General features: G+C 67.8%; 24 protein-coding genes, 1 tRNA gene and 1 riboswitch. Of the genes, 18 read left to right on the top strand and 7 right to left on the bottom strand.

The features are described 5' to 3' along the window. Nucleotides 1-262: 262 nt before the first annotated feature. From RT97_RS17165 to RT97_RS17155, 3 genes are read left to right on the top strand one after another with little or no spacing between them, the layout of a single operon-like run. Nucleotides 263-985: a response regulator gene (locus RT97_RS17165; RefSeq protein WP_172672217.1), complete on the top strand. Its 723-nt coding sequence runs from the start codon at nt 263-265 to the stop codon at nt 983-985. Nucleotides 986-1,028: 43 nt separating this feature from the next. Continuing rightward, the gene (locus tag RT97_RS17160) at nt 1,029-1,763 is read left to right on the top strand and encodes a sensor histidine kinase (protein ID WP_052810684.1); all 735 of its coding nucleotides are present in this window, start codon (nt 1,029-1,031) and stop codon (nt 1,761-1,763) included. 35 nt (nt 1,764-1,798) lie between these two features. Then, nucleotides 1,799-3,313, top strand: a complete 1,515-nt coding sequence (locus tag RT97_RS17155) for a mannose-1-phosphate guanylyltransferase/mannose-6-phosphate isomerase (RefSeq protein ID WP_042580001.1) — start codon at nt 1,799-1,801, stop codon at nt 3,311-3,313. Nucleotides 3,314-3,335: 22 nt separating this feature from the next. On the opposite strand, the gene RT97_RS17150 is transcribed toward RT97_RS17155, so the two are convergent. Next, nucleotides 3,336-3,515: an alpha/beta fold hydrolase gene (locus RT97_RS17150; RefSeq protein WP_042580000.1), complete on the bottom strand. Its 180-nt coding sequence runs from the start codon at nt 3,513-3,515 to the stop codon at nt 3,336-3,338. Between the two features lie 124 nt (nt 3,516-3,639). Continuing rightward, nucleotides 3,640-3,742: riboswitch (TPP riboswitch) on the top strand. A 76-nt stretch (nt 3,743-3,818) separates the two neighbouring features. Between RT97_RS17150 and RT97_RS17145 the strand changes: the two genes are divergently transcribed. Further along, nucleotides 3,819-5,153: a purine-cytosine permease family protein gene (locus RT97_RS17145; protein WP_042579999.1), complete on the top strand. Its 1,335-nt coding sequence runs from the start codon at nt 3,819-3,821 to the stop codon at nt 5,151-5,153. Here the strand turns inward: RT97_RS17145 and thiD are convergent. Continuing rightward, nucleotides 5,098-5,964, bottom strand: a complete 867-nt coding sequence (gene thiD / locus RT97_RS17140) for a bifunctional hydroxymethylpyrimidine kinase/phosphomethylpyrimidine kinase (RefSeq protein WP_042579998.1) — start codon at nt 5,962-5,964, stop codon at nt 5,098-5,100. The two genes, RT97_RS17145 and thiD, sit on opposite strands and share 56 nt — an antisense overlap. Before the next feature lie 140 nt (nt 5,965-6,104). Here thiD and RT97_RS17135 point away from each other — a divergent pair, with 140 nt between their 5' ends. The 12 genes from RT97_RS17135 (at nt 6,105) to RT97_RS17075 (ending at nt 15,769) form a co-directional block, all read left to right on the top strand. Next, a complete protein-coding gene (locus RT97_RS17135) occupies nt 6,105-7,205 on the top strand; it encodes an FAD-dependent oxidoreductase (protein ID WP_042579997.1) in 1,101 nt (366 codons plus the stop codon). Continuing rightward, the gene (gene thiS, locus RT97_RS17130) at nt 7,202-7,405 is read left to right on the top strand and encodes a sulfur carrier protein ThiS (RefSeq protein ID WP_042579996.1); all 204 of its coding nucleotides are present in this window, start codon (nt 7,202-7,204) and stop codon (nt 7,403-7,405) included. Before RT97_RS17135 ends, thiS begins: the two co-directional genes overlap by 4 nt. A gap of 24 nt (nt 7,406-7,429) precedes the next feature. Beyond that, a complete protein-coding gene (locus RT97_RS17125; protein ID WP_042579995.1) occupies nt 7,430-8,242 on the top strand; it encodes a thiazole synthase in 813 nt (270 codons plus the stop codon). Nucleotides 8,243-8,247: 5 nt separating this feature from the next. Continuing rightward, nucleotides 8,248-9,183: a thiamine phosphate synthase gene (gene thiE, locus RT97_RS17120; RefSeq protein WP_042580016.1), complete on the top strand. Its 936-nt coding sequence runs from the start codon at nt 8,248-8,250 to the stop codon at nt 9,181-9,183. An 8-nt stretch (nt 9,184-9,191) separates the two neighbouring features. Next, nucleotides 9,192-11,336 (top strand): TonB-dependent siderophore receptor, encoded by a 2,145-nt coding sequence (locus RT97_RS17115; protein ID WP_042579994.1) that lies wholly within the window; start codon nt 9,192-9,194, stop codon nt 11,334-11,336. Between the two features lie 83 nt (nt 11,337-11,419). Further along, nucleotides 11,420-11,495, top strand: a tRNA-Asn gene (locus RT97_RS17110). Between the two features lie 798 nt (nt 11,496-12,293). Beyond that, a complete protein-coding gene (locus RT97_RS17105) occupies nt 12,294-12,575 on the top strand; it encodes a hypothetical protein (protein WP_216595178.1) in 282 nt (93 codons plus the stop codon). Between the two features lie 44 nt (nt 12,576-12,619). Next, a complete protein-coding gene (locus RT97_RS17100) occupies nt 12,620-12,874 on the top strand; it encodes a hypothetical protein (protein WP_042579993.1) in 255 nt (84 codons plus the stop codon). A gap of 116 nt (nt 12,875-12,990) precedes the next feature. Beyond that, nucleotides 12,991-13,650 (top strand): hypothetical protein, encoded by a 660-nt coding sequence (locus RT97_RS32140; protein ID WP_052810683.1) that lies wholly within the window; start codon nt 12,991-12,993, stop codon nt 13,648-13,650. A 710-nt stretch (nt 13,651-14,360) separates the two neighbouring features. Beyond that, nucleotides 14,361-14,738, top strand: coding sequence for a murein hydrolase activator EnvC family protein (locus tag RT97_RS33840; RefSeq protein ID WP_052810682.1), 378 nt, complete (start codon nt 14,361-14,363; stop codon nt 14,736-14,738). An 84-nt stretch (nt 14,739-14,822) separates the two neighbouring features. Continuing rightward, the gene (locus RT97_RS33620) at nt 14,823-15,110 is read left to right on the top strand and encodes a hypothetical protein (protein ID WP_042579992.1); all 288 of its coding nucleotides are present in this window, start codon (nt 14,823-14,825) and stop codon (nt 15,108-15,110) included. A 257-nt stretch (nt 15,111-15,367) separates the two neighbouring features. Then, nucleotides 15,368-15,769, top strand: a complete 402-nt coding sequence (locus RT97_RS17075; RefSeq protein WP_042579991.1) for a GreA/GreB family elongation factor — start codon at nt 15,368-15,370, stop codon at nt 15,767-15,769. Nucleotides 15,770-15,797: 28 nt separating this feature from the next. Here RT97_RS17075 and RT97_RS17070 read toward each other — a convergent pair whose 3' ends face one another. Then, nucleotides 15,798-16,016 carry a hypothetical protein gene (locus RT97_RS17070; RefSeq protein ID WP_042579990.1) on the bottom strand — a complete coding sequence of 73 codons (219 nt, stop codon included), beginning with the start codon at nt 16,014-16,016 and terminating at the stop codon, nt 15,798-15,800. 314 nt (nt 16,017-16,330) lie between these two features. Here RT97_RS17070 and RT97_RS17065 point away from each other — a divergent pair, with 314 nt between their 5' ends. Together RT97_RS17065 and RT97_RS17060 are read left to right on the top strand one after the other, a co-directional pair. Then, a complete protein-coding gene (locus RT97_RS17065) occupies nt 16,331-17,221 on the top strand; it encodes a CsgG/HfaB family protein (RefSeq protein ID WP_042579989.1) in 891 nt (296 codons plus the stop codon). Nucleotides 17,222-17,292: 71 nt separating this feature from the next. After that, the gene (locus RT97_RS17060) at nt 17,293-18,363 is read left to right on the top strand and encodes an MBL fold metallo-hydrolase (protein WP_042579988.1); all 1,071 of its coding nucleotides are present in this window, start codon (nt 17,293-17,295) and stop codon (nt 18,361-18,363) included. Here RT97_RS17060 and RT97_RS17055 read toward each other — a convergent pair. From RT97_RS17055 to RT97_RS17040, 4 genes are read right to left on the bottom strand one after another with little or no spacing between them, the layout of a single operon-like run. Then, complete coding sequence (locus RT97_RS17055; protein ID WP_042579987.1) at nt 18,360-19,142, bottom strand: SDR family oxidoreductase; 783 nt, start codon at nt 19,140-19,142, stop codon at nt 18,360-18,362. The genes RT97_RS17060 and RT97_RS17055 overlap by 4 nt on opposite strands. Further along, nucleotides 19,139-19,732, bottom strand: coding sequence for a cysteine hydrolase family protein (locus RT97_RS17050; protein WP_042579986.1), 594 nt, complete (start codon nt 19,730-19,732; stop codon nt 19,139-19,141). The genes RT97_RS17055 and RT97_RS17050 overlap by 4 nt, the downstream gene beginning before the upstream one ends. Next, nucleotides 19,729-20,214, bottom strand: coding sequence for an aromatic-ring-hydroxylating dioxygenase subunit beta (locus RT97_RS17045; protein ID WP_042579985.1), 486 nt, complete (start codon nt 20,212-20,214; stop codon nt 19,729-19,731). Before RT97_RS17045 ends, RT97_RS17050 begins: the two co-directional genes overlap by 4 nt. After that, nucleotides 20,211-21,554, bottom strand: a complete 1,344-nt coding sequence (locus RT97_RS17040; protein WP_042579984.1) for an aromatic ring-hydroxylating dioxygenase subunit alpha — start codon at nt 21,552-21,554, stop codon at nt 20,211-20,213. Before RT97_RS17040 ends, RT97_RS17045 begins: the two co-directional genes overlap by 4 nt. Between the last annotated feature and the right edge of the window lie 5 nt (nt 21,555-21,559).

The raw sequence follows: 21,559 nt of genomic DNA, 5'->3' as shown, positions 1-21,559 counted from the left end.
GACAAACCGACACCGCCGCCTCCCACCCTGTCCTACAGCCAATGGAAGTACGCCAAATGCCTAATGAACCAAAGCGCTATCTTTTACAAACTTAAGACATTTGTTATCTTTTTGTTGCTAGAAACGTCATCCACCCGAATTCACGAAAACCGAGGGCATCCAAATGCTTGACAACACGCTTCACTTTTCCGGCGAGCGGCCTTCGGCCACGATCGCCGAGCGTCGCGCGGGGTACGCCGCCGGCGTGTGCACGCCTGCGGCGATGCCCTGGCCGGATTTCCTCACGGGGCAGGAGACAGCGCCGGTGCGCGTGCTGCTCATCGACGACGACGAGTTCGTGCGGCGGGTGATCGCGCAGGAGTTGCTGTCGGACCTGCGCATCCAGCTGGAAGGCCAGGCCGACAGCATCCGCGAAGGACGCAAGCTGCTGGCCACGCACGAGTTCGACGTGCTGATGGTCGACCTGCGCCTGAGCGACGGCATGGGCTTCGAGCTGATCGACGAGGCGCGCAACCACCACAGCAACGGCGAGATCATCGTGATCTCGGCGCTCGAGGACGACTCGCACGTGCTGCGCGCCTTCGAGCTGGGTGCCACTGGTTATCTGCTGAAGAACGCGTGGCTGCAGAGCTTTGCCGAAGCGGTGCTGCACGTGGTGAACGGCGGCGCCGCCATCACGCCCCGGCTCGCGCGGCGCCTGCTGCACCGCATGAACCAGACCAATCACCATCACACTCATCAGGATGAACCGTTCGGCGACGCCTTGCCCATGGCGCGTGCGCCTTCGCGCGATGCGACGCTCACGCCGCGCGAGAGCGAGATCCTGCGTTTCGTGGCGTGCGGCTACGTCTCGGCCGAGATCGGCTCCAGGCTCGGCATCACGGGGCAGACGGTGAACGTGCACATCAAGAGCATCTACAAGAAGCTGCACGTGCATTCGCGTGCGCAGGCCGTGAACCTGGCCGTTCACAGCGGCCTCATCTGAGCGGCGGACTTCCCGCCCGCCAACGACCGGGGGAGACCCTTTCATGCCATCCGAAGCCCGTGACACCAGCCTGTCGGCCATGCTCGCCGAGCGCCAGCGGATCGCCGACGACCTGCACGACGGCGTCGCCTCGCGCCTGATGATGCTGCTGGCCAGCATTCCGGTCGACAGCCCCCTGAACGCGGAGATCGCGCGCGGCCTGCAGGAGTGCCTGCTCGAGCTGCAGGTGACGGTGGATGGTCTGATCGCCGAGCAGATGTCGCTGGGCGAAATGCTCGGCAACCTGCGCCACCGTTTCGAGCCGGCCTTCCGGCGCAGCGGCATCGAGTTCCAGTGGGACGTGTCGGACCTGGAGACCGAGGCCCCCGACGACGCGCGGATTCACCGCGAGCTCTGCAAGATCGCGCAGGAGGCGCTGGCCAATGCGCTGCGCCACTCGGGTGCCCGCCACGTGCGGGTGCGCGTGCGGATCGCGCACCGCCGCGGCAACGAGCTGCTGACGCTGGAGGTGAGCGACGACGGCCGCGGGCTCCCGCATTCGTCGGCCGGCGGCGACGCCGGGCCGGCATCGCCGCGCTCTCCCGGCCGGGGCCTTCGCACCATGCGCTCGCGCGCAGAAGCCATCGGCGCGGGCATCGGCATTTCGAATTTGTCGCCGTGCGGCTTGCGAGTGGGCGTGATCCTGCCGCTCGGAGGCCGTGCGGTCCACGCGAGTCGCCCGGCCCTTGCGAGCCCGGCGATCGCATCCGGGGCCGTCATGGCGTCTTCACGCCGGTAAGCCCGCTTCCATCCACTCCACAAAGGTTGGTCCCCATGAACGCTCCCATCATTCATCCCGTGCTCCTGTGCGGCGGCAGCGGCACGCGGCTGTGGCCGCTGTCGCGCAAGGCGCTGCCCAAGCAATTCGCGCCGCTCATCGGCAACAAGAGCCTGCTGCAGCTCACGCTCGAACGCCTGTCGAGCCTGAACCGGACCATCACCTGCGTGGCATCGGAAGACCATCGCTTCCTGGTGCGCGAAGCGGTGGACAACGCGCAGGCCCAGGGCCGGCAGATCCTCGAGCCGACGCCGCGCAACACCGCCGCCGCGATGGCCGCGGCCGCCCTGCTCGCCGACCCCGACGACCTGCTGCTGTTCGCACCGGCCGACCACCACATTCCCGACGCCGTGCTGTTCGCGGCCACGGTGCGCAGCGGCGTCGAGGCCGCGCTGGCCGGGCGCATCGTCACCTTCGGCGTGGCGCCCAGCTTTCCGAGCACGGCCTACGGGTACATCGAGGCGGCCGGGCCCACGGGCCATGGCGCGAGCCACGTGGTCGCGCGCTTCGTGGAGAAGCCGACGGCGGCAGTGGCCGAATCGCTGATCCTGCAGGGCGGCTATTGCTGGAACGCGGGCATCTTCCTCGTGCAGGCCCGCACGCTGATCGAAGCGCTGCGCACGCACGCGCCCGACATCCTGGCCGCGTGCGAGCGCGCGACCGCGGCGCATTCGGTCGATGGCAGTTTCGTGCGCCTGGGTCGCGAGGCCTTCGAAGGCTGCCGCAGCGACAGCATCGACTACGCGGTGCTCGAAAAGCACGCCGACGTGGCGGTCGTGCGCTTCGAGGGCGCGTGGAGCGATGTGGGCAGCTGGAACGCGGTGGCCCAGCTGCACCCGGCCGACGAGTCGGGCAACCGCCTGAGCGGCATGGCGAGCGTCCTGCGTTCGCGCAATACCTTCGTGCATGCGCCGCACCGGCCGGTGGTGGCGCTGGGCACCGAGGACCTGATCATCGTGGACACGCCCGACGCGGTGCTGGTGGCCGGCGCGGACTGCGCCGAGCAGGTGGCCGAGGTCGTGCGCATGCTGGCCACCGAGGGCCAGGCCGTGGCCACCGAACACCGGCGCGTCGTGCGGCCCTGGGGTGCCTACGACAGCGTGGACACCGGCGAGCGCTTCCAGGTGAAGCACCTCACGGTCAAGCCCGGCGGCAAGCTGTCGCTGCAGATGCACCACCACCGCGCCGAGCACTGGATCGTGGTCAAGGGCACCGCCAAGGCCACGCGCGGCGGCGAAGTGCTGCTGGTGCGGGAGAACGAGTCGATCTACCTGCCCTCGGGCACCATCCACCGGCTGGAGAACCCCGGCAAGACGATGCTGGAGGTGATCGAGGTGCAGACCGGCGGGTACCTGGGCGAAGACGACATCGTGCGCTTCGACGACACGTATGGGCGCTGCGCCGCGATCGAGGTGCGTGGCGCGGTCGAGCAGCGGGAGGCCGTCCAAGCCGCAGTGCAACCGGCGGCCGTTTCATCCGCGGCAACGCTCGACGTCGGCGCCACGGCCTGACCGCGGCGCGCGAGCCCCGCGGCTACTGCGGGGCCGCGAGGAATCGATCGGCCGGCCCGGCCGTAGCGGCCGGGCTCTCCTTCATCAGCCAATGCCCTGCGCCCGGGACGACCTCCACGCGCACGTTCGTTGCCGCCTTGCGCATCACGATCGCCATGTTGTCGTCGAAGGTCTGCTCTGCCCCGAAGGCCGGCACGGGCATGCCAGCTTGACCCTGGGGCTCACGACGTCGTCGGCGATGTCGCTCCCGGCGCTGGCGCTGAACTTCGGATTTCCGTCGCACGCCTGACACTTTTCCCTGCGCTGGCGAAGCAGCGCATAAAATGGCCGCTCGCTAGGGGTGCTGGCCTGTTTGCGCAGGCCGGCTGAGAAAGTCCCTTTGAACCTGACTGAGGTAATCCTCGCGCAGGGAAGCTGGTCCGGCGGCCCGTCGCGTTGTCTCGCGTGACGGCCGCGCCGCTGGAGCCTCGCCCACCTGCCAAACCTTTTGCACTGGAGCAAACGGATGGCACACGACAGCAAAGACGAATCCTCTTCCGGCAACGAGGCGCTGACGCCCTTGCCCGCCTCCCGCCGCGTGTTCGGCTGGACCGATCACGTCTCGCTCTGGTTCAGCCTGGGCGTCGGCCTGCTGGTGATGCAGGTCGGCGCGTACCTCGTGCCGGCCGTGGGCACGCGCGATGCGGCGCTGGCCATTGCGCTGGGGTCCGTCATCGGCGCCGGCCTCCTGGCCTGGACCGCGCGGCTGGGCTGCGAAACGGGCCTTGCGAGCGCGGGCCTCATGCACGCCACCTACGGCAGCGCCTTCGCGCGGTTGCCGGTGCTGCTCAACATCGTGCAGCTGGTGGGCTGGACCACCTTCGAACTCGTGATCATGCGGGAAGGCACGCAGGCCATCGGCCAGGTTGCCTTCGGCGCATCGCTCGGTACCTTCTGGGGCGGCGTTCTCACCACATTGCTCTGGGGCGCGGTGCTGCTGGCGCTGCTCGCGGGCTCGATGGTCAAGCTGGTGCGGCGCTTCGTGAGCCGCTTCGGATTGCCGCTGGTGGTGATTTCCCTCCTCTGGCTGACCTGGCAGTTCGCGACGCGGCTGCAGGCCAAGGGCCTGGACGCCTTCTGGGCGCGCCCCGGCGACGGCAGCTTGGGGCTGTTCGGCGCGCTCGACCTGGTGATCGCGATGCCGGTGTCGTGGCTGCCGCTGGTGGCCGACTATGCGCGCCACGGCAAGCGCAGCGCAGGTGGGCTGGGCAGCGCCTTCAGCGGCACGTGGATCGGCTATGCGCTCGCCAACATCTGGTGCTATGCGCTCGGCGTGATGGTGGTGAGCGTGGCCGAGCCGGGCACGGGCCTCGTCACCGCGCTGCTGCTCGCGCAGGGCGGGCTGGTAGCGCTGGGGCTGATCCTCATCGACGAGCTGGACAACGCGTACGGCGATGTCTATTCGGGCTCGGTCTCCACGCACAGCCTCTTGCCGCGCTGGAGCGTCAAGCGGTGGGGCCTCTTGCTGGCTGCGCTGTGCATCGCGCTCGCGCTGGTGCTGCCGATGCACACGCTCGAACCCTTCCTGCTGCTGCTCAGTTCGGTGTTCGTGCCGCTCTACGGCGTGATCCTCGGGCGGCTCGGCAGCGGCCAGGCGGCGTTGCCGGCCGGCACGCGCCAGATCGACTGGGCCGCGGCATTGATCTGGATCGCAGGCATCGCCGCGTACCACGTGCTCGCCAAGTGGGCGCCGCAGTTCGGCTCGGCGCTGCCGACGCTGGCCGCGACTTTCGTGCTCGCGTGGATCAGCCGGCCGTCGCCTGCAGGCGATGCATCGGCACTGGCGCAAAGCCGTGGTTGAGCGGACCGTGGCCCGTACCGATCTGCACGCCCGCACCGGCTGCCATCGCGCCGAGGATGTAGGCGCGTGCGCGCTCGACGGCCTCGGGCAGCTTCGATCCCAGTGCCAGATGCGCGGCAATGGCAGACGACAGCGTGCAGCCCGTGCCATGCAAATTGCGGCTCGCGATGCGCTGCGAAGCCAGGCGCTTGCGCAGGCCGCCCGCCTGCAGCAGCACGTCGACCACTTCGTTGCCCGGCAGATGGCCGCCCTTGAGCAGCACGGCCTTCGCGCCCAGCGCCAGCAATTCGTCGGCCGCGCCATCGAGCGCATCGATGCCGTCGATGGCGTGGCCGATCAGCAAGGCCGCCTCGTCGAGATTGGGCGTGACCACCACGGCGCGCGGGAAGAGTTCGCGCACCAGCACCTGCACGGTCTCGGAGGCGATCAGTCGATCGCCGCTGGTGGCGACCATCACCGGGTCGAGCACCACGTTCGGCAGCCGGTAATGGTCGATGGCCCACGCCACGACCTCGACCACCTCGGGCGCGTGCAGCATGCCGAGCTTGACGGCATCGACGCCAATGTCTTCCACCACCGCCTGGATCTGCGCCTTGAGAAATGCCGGCGGCACGCCATGGATCCCCGAGACGCCGCGCGTGTTCTGCGCGGTGAGCGCGGTGATGGCCGTCATGCCGTAGCAGCCGAGGGCCGCGAAGGTCTTGAGGTCGGCCTGGATGCCGGCACCGCCGCCGCTGTCGGAGCCTGCAATCGAAAGCACGCGTGCGTAGCGCGTGGGCGCTTGCGGCGCGGGGGAAGGTGCTTGGGTCATGCCGAAAATTATCGGCGACCGGCTCCTTCTTTCTCCCTCCTCTTCCAGGAGAGGGTTGGGGTGGGGGCACGCAGCGCATCCATGGGTCGCTCTGCCCGCCCCCATCCCCGCCTTCCCCCAGAAGGGGAAGGAGCAAAGCCATGAGCGTTCCGTTTCAATCGGCCGCGATCATCGGCGCGGGCCTCATGGGACGCCTGATGGCGGTCACGCTCGCACAAGCCGGCTGCAAGGTCGCGCTGTACGAAGCCGGCAGCCCCGAAGCCGAAGGCGCGGCAGCGCGCGTTGCGGCGGCGATGCTCGCGCCGTTGGCCGAATCTGCGGTGGCGCCGGTGTCGGTCGTGCGCATGGGGCACCACGCGCTGTCGCGCTGGCCCGACCTGCTCGCGCCGCTGGCGCAACCCGTGTTCTTCCAGCGCGAAGGCACGCTGGTGCTGTGGCACCGTCAGGACGCCACCGAGGCCGCGCGGCTCGAACGCGTGCTCGCCCACACCGGCGCGCAGGTGCCTGCGTTGCCACCGATGCAGACGCTCGACGGCGCAGGCATCGCTGCGCTGGAGCCGTCGCTCGGCCAGCGCTTCGCCAGGGGGCTCTTCCTTCCGGGCGAGGGCCAGCTCGACAACCGCGCGCTGCTCGCCTCTTTGCTCGCAACGCTCGAGGCAGATGCCAACGTCGCGCTGCACTGGCAATCGCCGCACGTGCCGGAAGACTTCGCGCCCGGCACGCCCGGCCAGCCCGACTGGGTGATCGACTGCCGCGGCCTGGGCGCGCGCCCGCAATGGCGCGCCTTGCGCGGCGTGCGCGGCGAAGTGATCCGCGTGCATGCGCCCGAGGTGACGCTGCAGCGGCCCACGCGGCTCGTGCATCCGCGCTATCCGCTCTACATCGCGCCCAAGCCCGACCACCTGTTCGTGATCGGCGCGACCGAGATCGAGTCGGACGACATGTCGCCCGCGAGCGTGCGCTCCACGCTCGAACTGCTGAGCGCGGCCTACGCCGTGCACAGCGGTTTTGCCGAGGCGCGCATCGTGGAGATCGCCACGCAGTGCCGCCCCACGCTCCCCGACAACCTGCCCGCCATCCGCCAGCCGCGGCCGCGCGTGCTGCAGATCAACGGCCTCTACCGGCACGGTTTCATGATCGCGCCGGCGCTGCTCGACGCGGCGATGGAACTGCTCGTGCACGGCCACTCCGCACTCGCACAGGGCTTCGGCATGGCCCCCCCGACATCCGACGACGCATGACGATGAACATCCTGATCAACGACAAGCCCTACACGCTGCCCGACGGCGCCTCGCTCACCGACGCACTGGCCGCACTGGAGGCCGTGCCGCCGTTCGCCGTAGCGGTGAACCGCGAGTTCGTGCCGCGCTCGGCCTACGCCGCGCGCACGCTGCAGCCCGACGATCGCATCGAAGTGATCCGCCCCGTGACGGGCGGCTGAGAAAAAAGATTGGAGACGACACCCATGACCACCCCGAACGACCCGCTGGTTCTCTACGGAGAAACCTTCCAGAGCCGCCTGCTGCTGGGCACCGCGCGCTACCCCTCGCCCGACCTGCTCGAGGCGGCCGTCCAGCGCGCCAGGCCCGCAATGCTCACCGCATCGCTGCGCCGCCAGACAGCCAACCAGGGCTCGGGCGGCAACGACACGAGCAATGGCTTCTGGGCACTGCTGCGCAAGCTCGACGTGCCCGTGCTGCCCAACACCGCCGGCTGTCACAGCGTGCAGGAGGTGATCGCCACTGCGCAGATGGCGCGCGAGTTGTTCGACACGCCCTGGATCAAGCTCGAACTCATCGGCGACGACTACACGCTGCAGCCCGACACGCTGAACCTCGTCGATGCCGCGTCGCAGCTGATCCGCGACGGCTTCAAGGTGCTGCCCTATTGCACCGAGGACCTCGTGGTGTGCCAGCGGCTGGTGGACGTGGGCTGCCAGGCCGTGATGCCGTGGGCCGCGCCCATCGGCAGCGGCCGCGGGCCGGTCAATCCGTATGCGCTGCAGGTGCTGCGCGAGCGGCTCAAGGTGCCGATGCTGGTCGATGCGGGACTCGGATTGCCGTCGCACGCCTGCCAGGTGATGGAGTGGGGCTACGACGGCGTGCTGCTCAACACCGCCGTCGCGCTCGCGCAGGACCCCGTTGCGATGGCCGGCGCCTTTGCCGATGCGGTGCAGGCCGGCCGCACCGCGTGGCGCGCCGGCGCAATGGCCGCGCAGGACTCCGCGCAGCCCAGCACGCCGGTGCTCGGCACGCCCTTCTGGCACCACACCGCATGAACAGCATGAGCCAGATGAACGACGCCCGTTCCATCGCCCACGCCATCGTCGCGGCGCACGGGTTGCGCTTTGGCGCCATCACCGCATCGGCCGTGGGCGCCACCGCTTTCTCTTCGGACGACGCTGTCTATCGCGGTGCCAAGCAGGCCTGCACGGCGCTCGGCTTCATCGAGGTCGACGCCGAATGCCTCGCGCTCGCCTGGCATGCGCAGACCGAATGCATCGGCCATTTCGACGCCGACCGGTGGCCTGACGCGCCCGCCGATTTCGGCATGCGCTCGTTCCCGCCCGCAGCGCGCGACGACGCTTTCCTGCCCTGCCCCGAGCGGCTCGGCCTCTACGCAGTGCTGCCCGATGCGGCATGGGTCGGCCGCATGGCGCGTGCCGGCGTGCCGACGGTGCAGCTGCGCTTCAAGTCCGACGATGCCGCGTCCATCGAGCGCGAAGTGCAGGCGGCCGTCGAGGCCGTGCAGGGCACGGGCGCCCTGCTCTTCATCAACGACCACTGGCAGGTCGCCATCGCCGCGGGCGCCTATGGCATCCACCTCGGCCAGGAAGATCTCGATGCACTGTCGCCCGATGAACTGCAGCAACTGCGCGCCTCGGGCCTGCGCCTGGGCGTCAGCACGCACGGCTACGCAGAGATGGTGCGCGCCGATGCAGTGAGCCCGAGCTACATCGCGATGGGCGCGGTCTACCCGACCACCCTCAAGAAGATGGCGACGGCGCCGCAAGGCGTGGCCCGGCTCGCGGCCTATGCACGCCTCTTGCGCGGCTATCCGCAAGTGGGCATTGGCGGCATCGACGCGGTGCGGCTGCCCGAGGTGCTCGCCACCGGCGTGGGCTCCGTCGCGGTGGTGCGCGCGCTGGTGACAGCCACCGACCCCGAGGCCACCGCCGCCCAATGGATGACGGCCATGGGTGCCGCGACCGGCAACTGAAGACATCGATGAATCAACGACGCTTTCCCTCCTCCCCTGTCTCGCGTGCCATCGCGGTCGTGCTTTTTGCAGCCAGCTGCAGCGCGCACGCGCAGCAGGCTGAGCTGCCTGCGGTTGTCGTCAACCAGGGCCCGGCCGTGCCGCAGGCCGACGTCAGCGGCTTCGGCGACGTGCCGCTGCGCGAGCTGCCGCTCTCGGCCACCGTGATCGACAGCAAGCAGCTGAGCGCCAGCGGCGCGCGCCGGCTCGCCGACCTCACGCAGTTCGACGCATCGGTCACCGACGCCTACAACTCCGCCGGCTACTGGGACTACCTCACGGTGCGCGGCTTCGTGCTGGACAACCGCTTCAACTACCGGCGCGAGGGCCTGCCGATCAGCGCCGAGACCTCGATCCCGCTGGACAACAAGGAGCGCGTGGAAATCCTGCGCGGCACCAGCGGCATCCAGGCGGGCACCAGCGCGCCGGGCGGGCTCGTCAACTACGTCGTGAAGCGCCCGACCGAGCAGGACCTTCGCACGGTGCGCATCGAGACCACGAGCCGCGGCAGCGTGCTCGGCGCGCTCGACCTGGGCGGGCGCTTCGGCGAGAACCGCCAGTTCGGCTACCGGCTTAACGTGGCGAGCGAGAACCTGAAGCCGCTCGTGCACAACCTGGACGGCAACCGCAACATGTTCTCGCTGGCTGCCGACTGGCGCATCACGCGCGACTCGGTGCTGGAGTTCGAGGTCGAGCAAAGCCGCAAGACGCAGCCGAGCCAGAACGGCTACAGCCTGCTCGGGAGCGTGCTGCCTGCGCCGGTCGATCCGCGCATCAACCTGAACAACCAGCCGTGGTCGCAGCCTTCGGTGTTCAAGGCGTTGACGGGCACGGTGCGCTTCAGCCAGGCGCTGAACGCCGACTGGCGCTGGAGCGCGCAGATCGGCCAGCAGCGCCTCAGGAGCGACGACCGGCTGGCCTATGCCTTCGGCTGCGGCGCCGAGGGCAACTACGACCGCTATTGCTCGGACGGCACGTTCGACGTCTACGACTTCCGCAGCGAGGACGAGCGGCGCACGCAGACCGCGGGCAGCCTGAACCTGAAGGGCAACGTGATGACCGGCAGCGTGCGCCACGAGCTGGGCTTCGGCCTCCTTCAAAGCCGCATGCGCAATCGCTTCCAGAACCAGGCCTACAACTACGCGGGCACGGGCAACATCTGGGCCACGGCCATGGTGCCGCCGAGCCCCGACGCCACCGCGCCGCAGACCAACCGCGACGAGCGCTCGACCGAGCTCTCGGTGCAGGACGCCATCCGCTGGAACGATCGCTTCATCACGTGGCTCGGCGCGCGCCACACGCAGCTGGACCGCAGCAGCATCGGCAACGACGGCTCGAACCCGACGGGCTACAAGCAAGGCGTGACCACGCCGTGGATTGCCGCCAGCTTCGCCATCCAGCCCGGGCTCCTCGCCTATGCGAGCTGGGGCAAGGGCGTGGAGTCGCAGGTCGTGCCGAACCGGAGCGATCAATACAGCAACGCCGGGCAGGCCCTGCCCGCGCTGAAGTCGCGCCAGTGGGAGCTGGGCATCAAGGGCGGCAACGACGCCTTCAACTGGCAGCTCGCGTGGTTCGACATCCAGCGTCCGATGACGAATCTCGACGCATGCAATCGCCTTGGCATCGCGCCGTGCGAAGCGAAGTACGACGGCCGCGCCGTGCACCGCGGCCTCGAAGCCGGCGCGCAGTGGACCGAAGGCCCCTGGCGCATCGGCGGCAGCATGACGCTGATGGACGCCAAGCGCCGCGGCAGCACCGTCGAACCCGCGATCAATGGACAGTGGCCGACCAACGTGCCCAAGCAGGTGCTGCGTGCGCAGGCGGCGTATCGCGTGCCGTCGGTGCCGGGTCTGGAAGTGGCGGGCCAGCTGTCGCACGAAGGACGGCGCAACGTGCTCGCCGACGGCTCGATCACGCTGCCCTCATGGACGCGCGTCGATGCGGTGCTGCGCTACGACACGAAGCTGCGTGGCGTGGACACGAGCTGGACGCTGGCCGTCGACAACCTGTTCGATCGCCGCTACTGGAAGGAATCGCCTTACCAGTTCGGGCATGTCTATCTGTTCCCCGGTGCGCCGCGCACGCTGCGCCTGGGCCTGAGCGTCGCGCTGTGAAAACATCCGAGCGAAAGTTTTTTGCGCAAAAGTTGGGGAGGCTTGAGAAGGCCAAAAAAACCACGCTATAATCTGAGGCTTGTTCCTCGATAGCTCAGTTGGTAGAGCGCCGGACTGTTAATCCGTAGGTCCCTGGTTCGAGCCCAGGTCGAGGAGCCACAATAAGCCGCAAGGCAACTGGATGCCCCGCTACTCAAAAGGTAGCGGGGCATTTTCAATTGGGCGTCTTGAGTTGCGGGTTCTGAAGTTTTCAAATTCCAGCACCAAGCCTGCCTTCATTGCACGTGGTGCGTATCGATCACGATCGTTCTCGTCGCGCTGATCACACCCGCGTGCGCGCATCGTCCATATCTCGCAGCGATGGATTTGGCCTCCAAAGCAGGTTCAGTCGCGCGACGTAGTGATCCGAGGCTTCTGACTCAGTTGAATCTAAGGGCTGAGATACGTGAGTTCATGCGGATGAAACGGAATGCCCCGCGTCGTCCCCATCAGCCTGACCCTGACGCAGTCGCCCACCACCCCTGTAATGACGCCGCCGCGTCCCCGAATTTCGACCGCCCCGCCTCTGCGCGCAGGGACTGAGAATTTTTGGCGCAGGCACGCCAGGTTGTCTGGTTTCTTGAGAGTCATCGAAGATCCGTGGGAACAAAAAAGAGCCAGCGGTCGCCGATCCGATCGGACGATGCGTCAGCTCCACGTTTTGCAATAAAGAGAGCTTTAGTTAACACCTCCGCCGGCATGCCACATGTCGGACGGAGGCCTGCGCCAGCGAAGTCAGCAAGCCGCCAGCGGAGAGCGAGCAACGCCGCGCCCCCCGCCGGCACAGGTCAAAAACTGTGACCTGGTTCACAAAGCGAGTCCTTATCCGCATCGGCGCGAAACGGCTCAGGGGTTCCTGGCGTTGAGCTTGCAAGTCCGCATGGCCAGTCTGCGGTTCACAAACAGCCAAGGATCACCATGCCACTCTATTTCTTGATGAGGCTCCAACACCTCCAGCTGCCGCTGCGCGTTCAGACGCCGGAGGAAATCAAGCTCGTGTCGGTTCTGAAGGCAACGGGAATGATCGAAGCCGAGATCTACCCGCTCGAGGCGACCGAGTCGTACGCCCCCGCGCAGATGGCGATCGTCAACTGCATCACCGAGGAAGGCGTGGCCGAGCTCGGGCATTGGATCTACGAGCAAGGCCCGAAGGGGCGCCAGGCCGAGCACAAGCACCTTGGCGCCACCGAGCGTTGCTGAGGTGACGCTAGACTCGCCCCTCGTCCATCGAATCGAGGTCTTGAATGAAAAGCACGAGTCAATACGAATTCAGCCTGCCTCTTTGCAACGAAGAGCAGCAGCTCCAGGTGCAGAAGGTGCTCATGTTCCCCGGTGCAATCACGACGGCCACGGTCAACCGGACCCACGGCGCAGCCGGCGTGATCGTGCAGGCCAGCTTCACCCCGGCCCGGTCCCTCGGGCTCATGCACGCGGAGATCGTTTCGCGCATCGCGCCCCTGGGCCTCGTGCCGATGCGGGCCCCGTCCGTTGCGGCCTGATCTGGAAAATACACAAACCCTTCGCGGTTCCTGAATGCCTCGTTGCCCGAAGGGCAGCGAGGCATTTTCAATCGGAGCCCTTTGCCGCATAGACTCGGCGCGCAACGAAAGCTGACATGCCCGCCATCTCCCGCATCCAGAAAGAGCAGGCCCTGCGCGCCGCAGGAATCGCGCTCAGGCCATACCCGACGCTGGCGACCCTGGCGCCTGCAGGGGACCAGCGCGCAGCCGACCTCGCGCTGCTCGACGCAGGCACGGCCTGGGAACGCGAACTCGAGCGCCTTTACCTGCAACTGCTCATGACCCAGGCGCAGGCCGCTTCGGGCGATGCGGGCCAGGTGTTCGTGGAGTTCTCCCGGAAAGAGGGGCTGGCGGCCGGGCTGGAGCAACTGAACCGTCGCGTGCCGCACAGGTACACCGCGGTGTACCGCCTCGAGGGCAATCTGCTGCGGAACATCGAGCTCATCGACAAGGCTCATGAAGTCACACCTGAATTCCTGGCCGAGGTCCCGTTGGGCACGAGCTTTTGCCAGTACGTGCTGCGGGACGGCCTGTTCCTCACCAGCAACTCGGCACAGGACGACCGGCTTGACGGCCACCCCTATCAGGGCGTGATGGTCGCCTATCACGGCGTACCGATCATGGACAGCACCGGCGCCCTGTTCGGATCGCTCTGCCACTTCGATGTGGAAGAGCAGCCGCTGAGCGACCTCGAGTTCGAGCACCTCAAGGCCGTCGCCCGGGTCATCCGGCCCCTGTTGGACGGCGCGCCCTAGGCCGATCGAAAAGCCGCTGCACGGGAAGAATTCCTACCCGCGATTTCCGAAGGCGACTATCCCTGGACGCGAAACTCCCCGTCAAACTCCACCCATCGAAAGGAGCCGACGAGGAATGACGAGATGACGCGAAGCGAGTTCATCGCGCTGTGCAAGCGCGCCAGGCTGCGAGAAACGCCCTCTCGCGATGCCGCATACATGGTTCTTGTCAGTGGCACGCGGCCCAGCGTCGCGGCCCGCGAAGTCGGCACCAGCCCGCAGGCCCTGACCAACATTCTTCGCAAGCTGAGAGATGCCATGGAGGAGTCCCCAGGTCACAGCCGCGCACATTCCCCGGAGCAGTTGCACGTCAGGAATTGAGGAACAACCGCACGCCCCTTCGGCCGTGCGTCACCAGACGGACGATGGTTTCCCATACAGTGCTGCCCATGCATCTCAAGCCACAAGCTGAACCCCGATTTTCCGACCTCCCTTCAGCCCGATCGACCCGATCGACCCGATCGCTCATCCCTCATCGGATGGCATTGGCTATTGCCTCCGGCGCATTGAGCATCCTGCTCATCGGTTGCGCCAGCAAGCCGGCCCCAGCCCCCGCACCCGCGCCGAAGAAAGCGGCAAGTGGCAAGCCCGCCGCCCGCAGCGATGCCCGCCCCGCGCCCGAGCGCCGCTCGCGAGGCAGCGAACCAGCGCCTGCGACACCATCTGCCCCCGTGGCCAGGGCGGAGCGGAACTTCCTTCGCCCATCCAGCGGCACCGTCATCCAGCGATTCAACGGCGGCAACAGCAAGGGCGTCGACTTCGCGGGATCGGAGGGCGATCCCGTCATCGCCGCACGCGACGGCAAGGTCGTCTATTCGGCCGTGGGCCCGCGCGGCTACGGCCAGCTGGTGATGATCAAGCACGACGCGGTCTTCGTGACCGCCTATGCGCACAACAGCAAGCTGCTGGTCAAGGAGGGGCAGTCCGTCAGGAAGGGCCAGGTGATCGCCCACATGGGCCGCACCGAAGCCGAGCGCGTCAAGTTGCACTTCGAGCTTCGAAGAAACGGCAACGCGGTCGATCCCGTACCTTATTTCGCGGCGGACTAGGCACTTCTCCTGCCGCGCCCCGGTCGCTTTCTTGCGCCCGAAGATTTTTTGAATCCGAATGCGCCGCGCCTGCGTAGCACTTGCATGGCAAGTAGCAACAACACAGAACGCAAGACGGCCCCGCGCTCGGGCTTCGAAGACATTTGTGCGCACTTCAACGTTCCCGCGAAGAAGGGAGCGCGTGTCTATTTCCAGGGGCAACCGGGAACGGTCACCACCGCGCGGGGGTTGATGGTGCGGGTTCGCCTCGACGGCATGACCTGGTCGCGCCCGTACTCACCGGACGAACTCCAGTGGCTCGACGAAGAGCCGCCGGCCAGCCAGTGCATATACGCGACCGAAGCGCATCCGGCTTATCGGCAAGGCCCGTGAGGCCATTGCTTGACCGGCCTTCTCACCTCCCTACACTCGGGCGAATGGTTCTCTCGCCCGCGTTCCGCCCACACCCTGCATGCGCAGCCCTGCCTTCGGCAGCGGGCGCGCGTCGCACGGATATCGTTGCGGCGATCTCGGCGGTGTTCCGACGCACCTGCGCACTTTCCTGAGCCCGGTGGTCCGCTACTTTCCTTGATGCGCAAACCATAGACCGCCGGGCACCGCTCCCGCGCGTTCATTGGAGTGCTTCATTCATGCTTGCAACGATTCACGGAGAGCGCACGCTCACCGAACTGGACTTCGTCCGTCTTCAGAAACTGACGGGCAATCACCCTCCTGCGGCGCTCGCCGATCTCCTGGACATGGCGGACGTTCTTCCCTCACGGGAGGTGCCCGCGGACATCGTCACGATGTACACCCAGGTGGAAATCGAAGACCTGCCCACGCGGCAACGGCAGAAGCTGGTCGTCTGCTACCCCGACGATGCGGCGCCGAACGACGGCTTCGTCTCGGTGCTGTCGCCCGTGGGCATCGGGCTGCTCGGCCTGAAGGCCGGGGAAACGGCGCGATGGCACACGCCGGGCGGCGAAGAGAACGCCGCGCGCGTGGTCACGGTGCTTTTCCAGCCCGAGGCCAGCGGCGACTACACCACCTGACGACCCTGCGAGTCTGGTTCGATGCAGGTCAGTGCTGGACGACGGGAATGCGGCTCTTCGCGCTGTCGATGGTCGCGCTGACGGCGCTGGTGTTGACGGCCAGGGCCACGAGGATGGAGCCGACGAAGGCGGGATCGGAGGCGCCACTGAACTTCGAGGCACCGGCGATGGCCAAGGCCTGCGCGACCTGCTGGCGGGTCAGTTCGGCTGCCGCTTCGCCAACGACATTCTTCTTGGTGGTTGCCATCTGGAAACTCCTCGTGATGAAGGCCCGACTGTACCGGCGCCGCACCCAGCGCGAGGCCATCTCCCTGCGCGTTCCCGGGGGCCTTGCGGCCCTGTCCGCAGGCGCTCGCTGAGTGATAATCCCGCCCGCTTCGCTGCGCGCGGACCATGACTTTCGGCACTGGCTTGCCGATGCACCAGGTCGTATCGTCGCGCGGTCGCTGGCGGCGCGACGAATCGGGGGAGGTCATACAGGCCACGCGGTCCACTTCGGTACCCGATGAGTGGCGCTTCCCGGCGGGAGCGCCTCTTCATTCCTTACCTGTTGATCCGGACATGGCTTCTTCCAAACTTTCTTTCGCAAGCGCAAGCGTGCTTGCCGGCGCGCTGGTTCTCTCCGGCTGCGCAACCACCGACATGCAAATGGGCAGCCAGTCGGCCAAGACCGTGGCCACCGGCAGCGCCGCCGGCTCGGCCACCGCCGGCGAAAGCAGCGCGCTCGAGCGCTGCGATTCGCCGCTGGGCACCGTCTCGCTCATCGAGAACGTCAACGCCGGCTGGTACACCGTGCTCACCGGCGAATACAAGCTGCCGCCCACCGCCAACCTGTTGCGCCTTCTGGTGCAGCAATCGAACTGTTTCGTGGTGGTCGAGCGCGGCGCGGCCGGCATGAACGCGATGACGCGCGAGCGCGCCCTCATGCAGTCGGGCGAAATGCGCGGCGGCAGCAACTTCGGCCGCGGCCAGATGGTTGCCTCCGACTACGGCCTGTCGCCCGAGATCGTGTTCAGCAACAACGACGCCGGCGGCCTCGGCGGCGCGCTGGGCGGCCTGGTGGGAGGCGGCCGCGGCCGTGCCATCGCAAGCATCGGCGCGAGCCTGCAAACCAAGGAAGCCAGCGCGCTCCTGACCCTCATCGACAACCGCTCGGGCGTGCAGGTGGCGGCCTCCGAAGGCAGCGCCTCCAAGACCGACTTCGCAGGCTTCGCGGGCCTGGGCGGCTACTCCGGCGCGGGCGGCATCGGCGGCTACACGCGCACGCCGCAGGGCAAGGTGATCGCCGCGGCCTTCATGGACGCCTTCAACCAGATGGTCCGTTCGCTGCGCAACTACAAGGCGCAAACGGTGCGCGGCCAGGGCCTGGGTGGTGGCGGCCGTTTGGGTGTGGATGGCGGCGCCGCACCGTCGCAAACCTCGGCACCAGCCGCGCGTAACCGGCGCAAGTAAGCGAGCAAGCCCGTCGGCCCCGGTCTGAATTTCGCCGGGGTTCACAATTCATCTCTCTGGAGGTGAACACGATGGATGGTTTGGAAGAGACGGCGGAAGCGACCAAGGGCAAGCTCGTCTACCCCTTTGCGGAGCTTCCGCCACGCGGCAAGTCGATCGAGGTCGCCCCAGGCGTCCACTGGATCCGCATGCCGCTGCCCTACTCGCTCGACCACATCAACCTGTGGGCGCTCGACGACGGCGCCGGCTGGGCCGTGGTGGACACGGGCGTGCGCACCGAGGAAACGGTGGCCGTCTGGCGCGAGCTCTTCGCCAATTCGCCGGACACGCGCGGCCTCACCCGCGTCTTCGTGACGCACATGCACCCCGACCACGTCGGCATGGCCGGCTGGCTCACGCGCAAGTTCGGCGTGCGGCTGTGGATGACCCGCTCCGAATACCTCATGTGCCGCGTGATGGTGTCCGACACCGGCCGCGAAGCGCCCGACGATGCCATCGCCTTCTACCGCCGCGCCGGCTGGAGCGATGCGGCCATCGAGACCTACCGCACGCGGTTCGGCAATTTCGGCAAGCACATCCATCCTCTGCCAGACAGCTTCCGGCGGCTGCGCGACGGCGAGGTGCTGCGCATCGGCGCGCACGACTGGCGCATCGTCACCGGCAACGGCCATTCGCCCGAGCACGCGTGCCTTTATTGCCCCGATCTCAAGGTGCTGATCTCGGGCGACCAGATCCTGCCGCGCATCTCGTCGAACGTGTCGGTCTCGCCGATCGAACCCGACGCCGATCCGATGGCCGACTGGCTCTCGTCGCTCGCCAAGCTCCGGCGCGAAGTGCCCGACGACGTGCTCGTGCTGCCCTCGCACAACGAGTGCTTTCGCGGCCTGCATGCGCGCATCGACCGGCTCCAGCAAGGGCAAGACCGCGCGCTCGACCGGCTGCGCAATGCATTGAAGACGCCCAGGCGTGCCGTCGATGTGTTCGCGAGCCTCTTTGCGCGCAGCATCGCCGAGTCCGATGTGCAACTGCTGGGCATGGCAACGGGCGAGAGCCTCGCGTGCCTGAACTACCTGCGGCACCGCGGCGAGATCGTCTGCGACATCGCAGACGACGGCATCGGCTGGTACCGGATCGCCGACTAGCCGCCGAACCAGTCGCGCGCCGAGCGGCCCTGGTCGGGGCCCAGCATCGAGAATCCGCCGTCCACCGGAATGTCGGCGCCGGTCACGAAGCGCGCGGCGTCCGAGCACAGGAAAAGCACCACCTGCGCCACGTCGTCGCCGTCGCCCGCGCGGCCCAGCGGATGCAGCGGAGCGGCCATGCGGTCCGCGTAGGCGCGGTCGCCGCCCGCCATGCGGGAGAGCGCGTCCGACCAGGTCCAGCCCGGCGACACCGAGTTCACCCGCACGCGCCGGTGCGCCAGGCTCGCGGCCTGGTTGCGCGTGAGCTGCAGGATGGCCGCCTTGGCCGCCGGATAGAGCGCGCGGTTCGCAGTGCCGAACTTGCCGCCGACGCTGCCCATGTTCACGATCGCCCCGCCCTGCGCTGCCAGCGCATCGGCCGTCTTTTGCACCAGCAGCGCACCGGAGACCAGGTTGACGTCCAGCGCCTGCAGCCATTCGCCGCGCGAAGCCTCCAGTCCCTTGTCGCCGTAGACCACGGCGTTGTTGACAAGGAAGTCGATGCGCCCCTCGCCGGCCAGCGCATCGGCCACCAGCGCATCGAGCGCGGTGTCGGAGGCGATGTCGCACGCGATGAAGCGGCAGCGCGGACCCAGCTCGGCGGCCAGCGCCTCGCCGCGCGCGACATCGATGTCCACGGCCAGCACCTGCACGCCGGCCTTCACGAACGCGCGAGCGATGGCGGCGCCCAGCATGGCGGCCGCGCCGGTGACGATGGCGACTTTTCCTTCGAAGCTCATGACAACCCCTTCATCTGCGCGACCGCTTCGTCGACACGCACCACGTCTGCGAGCATGGCCAGCGTTTCCAGGCTCGCCGCGTGCAGGTGCGCCTGCGCGGTGCTGCAGGCGTCCGCGACGACCGCCACGTTGTAACCCATGTCGCTCGCATGGCGCGCGCCATGCTCCACCACGTGATTGGTCGCGATGCCCGCCACGTACAGCCGCGATGCGCCGGTGCGGCGCACCGCGTCTTCGAGCCCGCTGGCCCAGAACGGGTTGTTGCGCTTGTGGGTGACGACGACTTCGCCCGGCAGCGGCGCGAGTTCGTCATAGAACTCCGCGCCCCACTCCCCGTCGAGCACCGCGCCGGTTTCGGCCACGCGGCGGAACAGCGTGCAGTTGCGCAGGCAATCGGCATACCCCGGTGCGAAGGCGATGCGCACGAAGATCACCGGCACGCCGTTCGCCCGCGCACCGGCGATCAGGCGCGCGGCCGAGGCGATGAGAAGCGGCCGCGCCGGATCGTCCGCCGCCACGCCAACACGCACCTTGCCATCGGCATGCAGCACGTCGTTCTGGTAGTGCATCGCCAGCAGCGCGGCCTTCACATGAACACCTGCAGGGCTTCGTGCGGCGCATCGCAATTGACGAGCTCCACGCGCTTCATCCGAATGCGGAATTCGTCGCCCTCGCGCTGCAGGGTGTGCAGCACGCTGCCGCCGAAGGTGCGCTGCTCGGTCTTGCGCCATTCCAGGAGCAGGAAGGTCGATCGCACGACACAGCGTTCCCCGTCGCGCGATTCGAGCCCGATGTTGCCCACCACATGCACCGTGCGCGTGGGCGGCTGCTGCGAATAGGCGCGCGCCTGCTCGAGCCGCCGCGCCCGCATGGAGCGCAGCAGCGCGTCTTCGCAAAAGAGCGAGGCGTGATTGATGTGGTCAGCCTGCCCGTGTACCAGCGGCACCCAGTAGAGCCCCTCGGGCGTGAAGAGCCGCTGCCATTCGTCCCAGCGGTGCTCATCCAGGAGGCGCGCTTCGTGGTGCAGGAACTGCGTGATCGCCTGCTGCTCGTGCCAGTCGTTGAAGTTCATTCGGCGCTCCCGTTCTGCACGCCCATGTACGAGGCCCAGGCCGCGAACATGTTGCGCGACGGCATCTCGCTGTTGCCGTTGGAGGCCCGCCCGCCCGGCAGCGGCTGGTCGCGCCCGGCCGCGCGGTGCATGCTGACCCAGTCGCCGCCGTCGGAGCCCAACCCCTCCTGCACCCGGTTGTAGGCCTCCAGGTCGTCGGGCATCACGTTCGACGAGGGCGAGTTGACGATGTTGGTGTACTTCAGCGTGCGCTGGAAGGTCGCCTCGGGCGCCCCCTTCAGGCGGAAGCTGAAGATCTCCACCAGCGTGCGGTCCACCGACAGCGGCCGGATCACGCGGATCTGCTGGAACGAGGTGTGCGGCGAGCAGCTCGGATAGACGATGGTGTTGTGCCGGTTCACCCGCAATATCTCGTCGGCGCGCTGGGCCCCCTGGCTGGCCTCGAGCGCCGCCACGTAGGCCAGGCTCACCGGATCGGTGGGCGGCACGAAGATGCCTTCCATGAAGCCGTGGCCGTTGTCGTAACCCTTGAGCTCCAGGTTCTCCCAGAACTCCAGCGGCTCGCCGTTGCCGTCGACGATCACCACCTCGAAGGGCTTGGGCGTGCCCGAGGGCATGGCCTCGAACTCTTCCTTGGCCGCGCGCCACGACGACTCGTGCGTGGCCACCGCATGGATCGTGTCGTGCAGGTTCTCGAAGAAGATCTTCCAGTTGTTGCGCTGGATCACGCGCTGCACCCCGCCGGCCACCTCCACCTCGCCGTCGGGCGCGCGGTCGCAGAAGTTGTCGAGCGAGGTCGCCACGCCGCCGAGGAAGTCTGCGAGCTCGGGCCCCTCCTGCGAAAGGCTTGCGAACACGAAGCCGCGGTGGCTCGCCACGCGGGCCACCTTGCGCACCGAGTGCGACCCGCTCTTGAGGTCGAGCGCCGTGTCTTCGTAGCCGCTGCGCAGCGGCACCGACAAGAGGCTGCCGTCGCACTTGAAGGTCCAGCCGTGGTACAGGCACCGCAGGAACTTGCCCGCGCTGCCGCTGCCGTCGGGCACGATCTTGGCGCCCTTGTGCGGACAGCGGTTGTAGAGCACGTTCACTGCGCCATCGGTGTGGCGCACCATCACCACGGGCTCGCGGCCCAGGCGCGTGGTGAAGTAGTCGCCGACGTTGGGCACCTGGCTCTCGTGGCCCACGTACAGCCAGGCCTGGCCGAAGACGCGGTCCATCTCCAGCTCGAAGATGGCGGGGTCGGTGTAGACGCGCTTGTGCACGCGGTCGGGCTGCACGAGCGACTGGATGTCGATCGGGTTTGTCGCTGCAATAGGGATGATGGGGATCACGGAATTCATCGAGT

This window comes from Variovorax paradoxus (assembly GCF_000834655.1).
In the GTDB taxonomy this organism is placed as follows: Bacteria; Pseudomonadota; Gammaproteobacteria; order Burkholderiales; family Burkholderiaceae_C; genus Variovorax; species Variovorax paradoxus_F.
This window is presented reverse-complemented; position numbering and strand designations above follow the sequence as displayed.

What these genes read in the sequence shown, in the direction of transcription:
- RT97_RS17150 (WP_042580000.1), bottom strand. Translation starts at nt 3,515, where the DNA reads ATGCCCGTGCCGGCCTTCGGGGCAGAGCAGACCTTCGACGACAACATG.
- RT97_RS33620 (WP_042579992.1), top strand. Translation starts at nt 14,823, where the DNA reads ATGGCAAGTAGCAACAACACAGAACGCAAGACGGCCCCGCGCTCGGGC.
- RT97_RS17165 (WP_172672217.1), top strand. Translation starts at nt 263, where the DNA reads ATGCCCTGGCCGGATTTCCTCACGGGGCAGGAGACAGCGCCGGTGCGC.
- RT97_RS17115 (WP_042579994.1), top strand. Translation starts at nt 9,192, where the DNA reads ATGAATCAACGACGCTTTCCCTCCTCCCCTGTCTCGCGTGCCATCGCG.
- RT97_RS17040 (WP_042579984.1), bottom strand. Translation starts at nt 21,554, where the DNA reads ATGAATTCCGTGATCCCCATCATCCCTATTGCAGCGACAAACCCGATC.
- RT97_RS17145 (WP_042579999.1), top strand. Translation starts at nt 3,819, where the DNA reads ATGGCACACGACAGCAAAGACGAATCCTCTTCCGGCAACGAGGCGCTG.
- RT97_RS17160 (WP_052810684.1), top strand. Translation starts at nt 1,029, where the DNA reads ATGCCATCCGAAGCCCGTGACACCAGCCTGTCGGCCATGCTCGCCGAG.
- RT97_RS17100 (WP_042579993.1), top strand. Translation starts at nt 12,620, where the DNA reads ATGAAAAGCACGAGTCAATACGAATTCAGCCTGCCTCTTTGCAACGAA.
- thiD (WP_042579998.1), bottom strand. Translation starts at nt 5,964, where the DNA reads ATGACCCAAGCACCTTCCCCCGCGCCGCAAGCGCCCACGCGCTACGCA.
- RT97_RS17155 (WP_042580001.1), top strand. Translation starts at nt 1,799, where the DNA reads ATGAACGCTCCCATCATTCATCCCGTGCTCCTGTGCGGCGGCAGCGGC.
- RT97_RS17070 (WP_042579990.1), bottom strand. Translation starts at nt 16,016, where the DNA reads ATGGCAACCACCAAGAAGAATGTCGTTGGCGAAGCGGCAGCCGAACTG.
- RT97_RS17045 (WP_042579985.1), bottom strand. Translation starts at nt 20,214, where the DNA reads ATGAACTTCAACGACTGGCACGAGCAGCAGGCGATCACGCAGTTCCTG.
- RT97_RS17075 (WP_042579991.1), top strand. Translation starts at nt 15,368, where the DNA reads ATGCTTGCAACGATTCACGGAGAGCGCACGCTCACCGAACTGGACTTC.
- RT97_RS17060 (WP_042579988.1), top strand. Translation starts at nt 17,293, where the DNA reads ATGGATGGTTTGGAAGAGACGGCGGAAGCGACCAAGGGCAAGCTCGTC.
- RT97_RS17135 (WP_042579997.1), top strand. Translation starts at nt 6,105, where the DNA reads ATGAGCGTTCCGTTTCAATCGGCCGCGATCATCGGCGCGGGCCTCATG.
- thiS (WP_042579996.1), top strand. Translation starts at nt 7,202, where the DNA reads ATGACGATGAACATCCTGATCAACGACAAGCCCTACACGCTGCCCGAC.
- RT97_RS17065 (WP_042579989.1), top strand. Translation starts at nt 16,331, where the DNA reads ATGGCTTCTTCCAAACTTTCTTTCGCAAGCGCAAGCGTGCTTGCCGGC.
- RT97_RS32140 (WP_052810683.1), top strand. Translation starts at nt 12,991, where the DNA reads ATGCCCGCCATCTCCCGCATCCAGAAAGAGCAGGCCCTGCGCGCCGCA.
- RT97_RS17055 (WP_042579987.1), bottom strand. Translation starts at nt 19,142, where the DNA reads ATGAGCTTCGAAGGAAAAGTCGCCATCGTCACCGGCGCGGCCGCCATG.
- RT97_RS17125 (WP_042579995.1), top strand. Translation starts at nt 7,430, where the DNA reads ATGACCACCCCGAACGACCCGCTGGTTCTCTACGGAGAAACCTTCCAG.
- RT97_RS17105 (WP_216595178.1), top strand. Translation starts at nt 12,294, where the DNA reads ATGCCACTCTATTTCTTGATGAGGCTCCAACACCTCCAGCTGCCGCTG.
- thiE (WP_042580016.1), top strand. Translation starts at nt 8,248, where the DNA reads ATGAGCCAGATGAACGACGCCCGTTCCATCGCCCACGCCATCGTCGCG.